At 73.5% G+C, this 5,166-nt stretch carries 5 protein-coding genes; 3 read left to right on the forward strand and 2 right to left on the reverse strand.

Going from position 1 to position 5,166, the window contains the following annotated elements; genetic code table 11:
* Positions 1 to 203 precede the first annotated feature (203 nt).
* Entirely contained in the window at positions 204 to 470 is a 267-nt protein-coding gene (locus tag ETD83_RS39105) for a hypothetical protein (RefSeq protein ID WP_205718137.1), read from the forward strand.
* Between the two features lie 140 nt (positions 471 to 610).
* The gene (locus tag ETD83_RS39110) at positions 611 to 1,531 is read left to right on the forward strand and encodes an AfsR/SARP family transcriptional regulator (RefSeq protein ID WP_171064696.1); all 921 of its coding nucleotides are present in this window, start codon (positions 611 to 613) and stop codon (positions 1,529 to 1,531) included.
* A 70-nt stretch (positions 1,532 to 1,601) separates the two neighbouring features.
* On the opposite strand, the gene ETD83_RS39115 is transcribed toward ETD83_RS39110, so the two are convergent.
* Together ETD83_RS39115 and ETD83_RS39120 are read right to left on the reverse strand one after the other, a co-directional pair.
* Positions 1,602 to 1,997 (reverse strand): peptidase inhibitor family I36 protein, encoded by a 396-nt coding sequence (locus ETD83_RS39115; protein ID WP_138650248.1) that lies wholly within the window; start codon positions 1,995 to 1,997, stop codon positions 1,602 to 1,604.
* A gap of 8 nt (positions 1,998 to 2,005) precedes the next feature.
* Positions 2,006 to 2,404 (reverse strand): peptidase inhibitor family I36 protein, encoded by a 399-nt coding sequence (locus ETD83_RS39120; RefSeq protein WP_138650250.1) that lies wholly within the window; start codon positions 2,402 to 2,404, stop codon positions 2,006 to 2,008.
* Positions 2,405 to 2,591: 187 nt separating this feature from the next.
* Between ETD83_RS39120 and mbhE the strand changes: the two genes are divergently transcribed.
* Positions 2,592 to 5,166, forward strand: a 2,575-nt coding sequence (mbhE, locus tag ETD83_RS39125) for a hydrogen gas-evolving membrane-bound hydrogenase subunit E (protein ID WP_171064697.1), incomplete at its 3' end; no start/stop codon positions are given.

The raw sequence follows: 5,166 nt of genomic DNA on the forward strand, positions 1-5,166 counted from the left end.
GTTCGGGAGGGATGCGCGGGTGGAAGGGGCGCTTGGGTGGACGGTGGCGTGGGTATGTCGCGGCGGCCGGTCTGGCGGTAGCGGCGGCGGGGACGGCGGCGTTCGTGGTCGGTCGCGGGGATGGGGGCGGCGCGGCCGGTGGGCAGTGTCATTACCTGCGCGGCACCATTGAGGATCTGCGAAGCAAGCTGACCTGGCCGCACATGTTCCAGTGTCCGAACCGTCCCGGGGTCGCCGTGTACGCGGAGGCCGGGTTCGGGGCCAAGGTGGCGGTGCTCGAGACGGACCCGAGCTGGTTCATCTGCTGGACGCGCGGTGAGCCCCATTCCGGCGGCAATGACGTCTGGTACTACACGCAGGGTGACCGGGTGACGGCGATGCCGGGGCTGTACGGCTGGGGCTACGTGCCCGCGTCCGATCTGCGGGCCGACCGCGCGCCCGACCCGGCCATCACCCGGCGGTGTCGCTGACCTGCGAGTTCGCTGTTCTGAACGGTTCTGAACGGATCGTCGGCGCCCGCATGAACCCCGCCGGGCCGGTCGTTGTCTACCCTACGGGGGGTAACCCCGCACGCCGGGTTCACGGCGTACACCCCGCGATCGTCCACGCAATGACCGTCTTGGAAAGGGTGACGCGACGGGTGAACGACCGCGTGAATTTTCGGATCTTGGGGCCGTTGCGCGCCGGGGTGCGCGGGGAGCAGATCGACCTCGGCGGCGACCGGGCGCGGCTGGTGCTGGCCGCGCTGCTCCTCGCACCGGACCGGCCGGTGCCGGTTGAGCGGCTGGTGGACGGCGTGTGGCCGGACGGTCCACCGGAGTCCGCGCGAACCCAGGTCGCCATCGTCGTGTCGGGGTTACGGCGCGCGTTCTGCCGCGCGGGCACTGACCGGCAGGTGATCGAGACCGTCCGGCCCGGGTACCGCGTATCCGCTGAGAACGTCACGATCGATGCGCTTGCCGCTGAGAGGCATATCGCCGCGGCGCGGCGGGACGCGGCGGCGGGTCGGCTGGCCTCGGCCGCCGGGCGGTTCCACGCCGCGCTGGCGCTCTGGGACGGGCCCGTCCTCGCCGGGCTCGGTGGTCCCCTCGTCGAGGCGGGCGCGGTCCGCTGGGGGGAGCTGCGGCTGGCCGCGGTGGAGGAGGCCGCGCAGGTGGAACTGGCGCTCGGCCGCCACCGGGAACTCGTGGGTGAGCTGCTGGGACCGGTGGGCGAGCATCCGTACCGGGAACGGCTGCGGGCGCTGCTGATGCTGGCGCTGGCGCGGGCGGGACGGCAGAGCGAGGCGCTCGACGTCTACCACGAGGGGCGCCGCAGGCTGGACGAGGAACTGGGGCTTGAACCGGGACGCGAACTGCGGGACCTCCACGCCGCCATCCTGCGGGACGACCCGTCCACGCATCCGGGGGCGCCCGTCGTCACGTCCATGGACCCGGGGGCGCATGTCGTCGCGTCCTGCGCCGTGCCGCGCGGTCGTGCGCTGCGCTGGCGTCGCACGACGGGCCCGGCCCGCCCGCTGCGCTGCCGCTGACGACTGCCGCTGACAAGGGAAGGCCGCCGAGGGCGTGGCGCTCGGCGGCCTTCCTAGGAGAGGGAGGACGTCAGTTCACCCAGCGGTGGGAGCGCATGAGCTGCCCCTCCCAGAAGTTCTCCCGCGTACCGGCGGGGACGGTGCCCCAGTGGCTCTCGTAGTTGGCGAACGAGTAGACCTTGACCTTGCTGTAGGAGCCGGTGTACCCGTTGTTCCACATCGAGGCGACGAGGAACCTCGGGCTGCACCGGACGCTGCCGCTCTGCCAGTCGGGGTCGTCGCCGTCCCAGGCGCACTTGATGCCCGTGCCGTTCTTGCCGCTCCAGACGCAGAAGTCGCCCTTGGCGCAGGAGCCCTGCCACGCGGCGGCGGCCCCGGCGGTCTCGGCCTGCGCGGCGGCGGGCGCCAGGACGGTGGCGAGGCCGGCGGCGGCCAGGCCCGTCACGGCGATCCGGATCTTGTTCATGTCCCCTCCTACTTCGACCAGTGGTGCGAGCGGATGGCCAGGTTCGCCGCGTTGACCGGCTTGGACGTGACCGGCAGCGGGTCGGAGATCTGGCTGCCGTAGTTCGCGTACCGGTAGAAGTTGACCTTGTTGTAGGGGGTGTTCGTGTAGCCGTTGTTCCAGACGGTGTTGACCTTGAAGCCGTACGGCCTGCAGCGGACGGTGCCGCCCTGCCAGTCGGGGTCGTCGCCGTCCCAGTTGCAGCGGGTGCCGGTGGCGTTCTTGCCGCTCCACACGCACACGTCGCCCTTGGGGCAGGTGCCCGGGGTGGCGGTGGTCGTGGAGGCCAGGGCGGCGGACGGCGCGGCGGCGATGACGGCCCCCGCCGCCACCGCTCCGGCCAGCAGCCCGATTCGGATCCTGCTCATGTTCTCCCCGTTTCGTGTCCCCGTCGTCAGGTCTGACGGGGATGGACGGCGATCACGCTACGGGCGTCCGTTATCGAACGCTTATCGTCCGCGCCGGCCGGGTGTGCGGTGCCGTTGCGCTCCGTTTCGGGGGCGCTGGCCGGGTAGATCGTCTGCGACGTGCCTGGCGGAGGGGGGCTGCGGCGGCGTGGTGGTGCTGGTTGTGGCGTATGCCGTCGCGGCGGTCGCCGTTCCGTGGGCGCTCGGGCGGCACACCCGGTCGATGGCGTGTGCGGCGGCGGTGCTTCCGGCGGTGACGGCAGGGTGGGCCGTGGCGCGGGCCGGCGATGACGTCACCGCGAGGATCGGGTGGGCGTCCGACCTGGGGCTGGCGATCGACCTGCGGCTGGACGCGCTGTCCGCCGTCATGCTGGTGCTGGTCGGCGGGGTCGGCGCGCTTGTGCTCTGCTACTCGGGCTGGTACTTCGGGCCGGGCGAGCGGCTGATGACCGGGACGCTGGTCGCGTTCGCGGGAGCGATGACCGGGCTGGTGCTCGCCGACAACCTGCTGGTCCTGTACGTCTTCTGGGAGCTGACGACCGTCAGCTCGTTCATCCTCATCGGCGCCGCCCGGCCGGACCGGGCGGAGGACCGGCGGGCGGCCACCGAGGCGCTGCTGATGACCACGGCGTTCGGGCTGGTGATGCTGGCCGGGTTCGTGCTGCTCGGCCAGGCCGCCGGGACGTACCGGATCTCGGCCCTGCTCGCCGATCCGCCGGGCGGCGCGGCGGCGGAGGCGGGCGTGGTGCTCGTGCTGCTGGGCGCGTTCGCCAAGTCGGCGCAGGTGCCGCTGCACGCGTGGCTGCCCGCGGCGATGGTCGCCCCGACGCCGGTGAGCGCCTACCTGCACGCCGCCGCGATGGTCAAGGCGGGCGTCTACCTGGTGGCGCGGCTGGCGCCCGCGTTCGCGGAGACGGGCGTGTGGCGGCCGATGGTCGTCGTGGCCGGGCTGGTGAGCATGATCGTCGGCGGGCTGGTCGCGCTGCGGCAGGACGACCTGAAACGGCTCCTCGCCTACGGGACGGTCAGCCAGCTCGGCCTGCTCATGGTCCTTCTCGGGGACGGGACGCCCCTGTCGGCGCTGGCGGGCACGGCCCTGCTGCTCGCCCACGGCCTGTTCAAGGCGCCGCTGTTCATGGCGGTCGGCGCGCTGGAGCACGCGACGGGGACGCGCCGGGCCGACTGCCTCTCGGGGGCGGGACGGCGGCTGCCCGTCCTCGCGGTCGCCGGGGCGGCGGCCGTCGCGTCCATGATCGGGTTGCCGCCGTTCCTGGGGTTCGTGGCGAAGGAGGCGGCGATCAAGGCGTTCGCCCATGGGGGACTGGACGCCGCCGTCCTCGCCGGTGTGCTGGCGGGATCGGCGCTGACCGTGGCCTATGGCGTTCGTTTCCTGCATGGCGCGTTCGGTGGCGCGTCGGATGAGCGACGGCACAGGGAGGCGTGGGGGCTTGCCGGGCCGGTCGCGCTGCTTGCGCTGGCGGGGTTCGTCCTGGGGGTGTTCCCGGGGCCGGTGCAGGAGCTGGTCGAGCCCTATGCGGTCACGCTGGGGCTGGAGCCCGATTATGAGCTGGCTCTGTGGCATGGGCTTGGGCTGGCGCTCGGGCTGTCCGCGCTCGCGATCGGGGTGGGCGTCGGGGTGTACTACGCGTTCGGACGGTCGTTCCCGGCGCGGGCCGTCCGGTGGCGGATGCCGGACGCGCAGCGGTCGTACGACGCCGTGGTCGAGGCGGTGCTCAACGGCGCGCACGCGGTGACGCGGCGCGTGCAGATCGGGTCGCTGCCGGTGTACCTCGGTGTGATCGCGGTGATGGTGCTGGTCCTGCCCGGGACGGCGCTGGCGGCGGGCCTCATCGGCGGGCGCGGCCCTTCGGAGCCGCTGGGCGCGCTGCGGGCCTGGGACGATCCGGTGCAGCCCGTCCTGTCCGTGGTGGTGGCCGGGTGCGCGCTCGCGGCGGTGCGGGCGCGCCGGAGGCTGTCGGCGGCGCTGCTGCTCGCTGGCGTCGGCTACGGGACGGGCGGGCTCTTCGTCATGCAGGGCGCCCCGGATCTCGCCCTCACGCTCCTGGTCGTGGAGACCCTGTCGCTGATCATGCTGGTGCTGGTGCTGCGGCGGCTGCCGGAACGGTTCCCGCCGCGCCGCCGCACGACGCCCGGCCGGGTCGCCACCGGCGCGATCAGCCTCGGCCTCGGCGGGTTCGTCGCGGTGTTCCTCGTGGTGGCGGCGCTGAGCCGGAGCTCCGATCCGGTCGGCCCGCGGTACGCCGGGCCCGCCGGGGAGGAGGGGGCGAAGAACATCGTGAACCTGATCCTGGTCGAGCTGCGGGCCCTCGACACGCTCGGCGAGATCGTGGTGCTGGCCGTCACGGCGATGGGCGTGGCGGGGCTGGTGATGGGCCGTCCGGGGGGATGGCGGCGGTTCCGCCCGCCCGCCGAACCGGAGACCGGGGGAGCGTCCCGCTCGCGCTGGCTCGCCACGCCCGGGCGCCCGCCGCTGGGCGGCTCCTCGGTCGTGCTGGAGGCGGCGGCGCGGCTGCTCGGCCCGACGATCCTGGTGTTCTCGATCTACCTGCTGATCGCGGGGCACGGGCATCCCGGCGGCGGTTTCGTGGGCGGGCTCGTGGCGGGCATGGCGTTCGTCCTGCGGTACCTGCCGGGGGGACGGCGGGAGCTGGCGACCGCGCTGCCCGTGCGTCCCAGCGTGCCTGTCTCGTATACACATCTCC

Origin of the sequence: Actinomadura soli, from assembly GCF_005889715.1 — a bacterium.
Classification (GTDB): domain Bacteria; phylum Actinomycetota; class Actinomycetes; order Streptosporangiales; family Streptosporangiaceae; genus Spirillospora; species Spirillospora soli.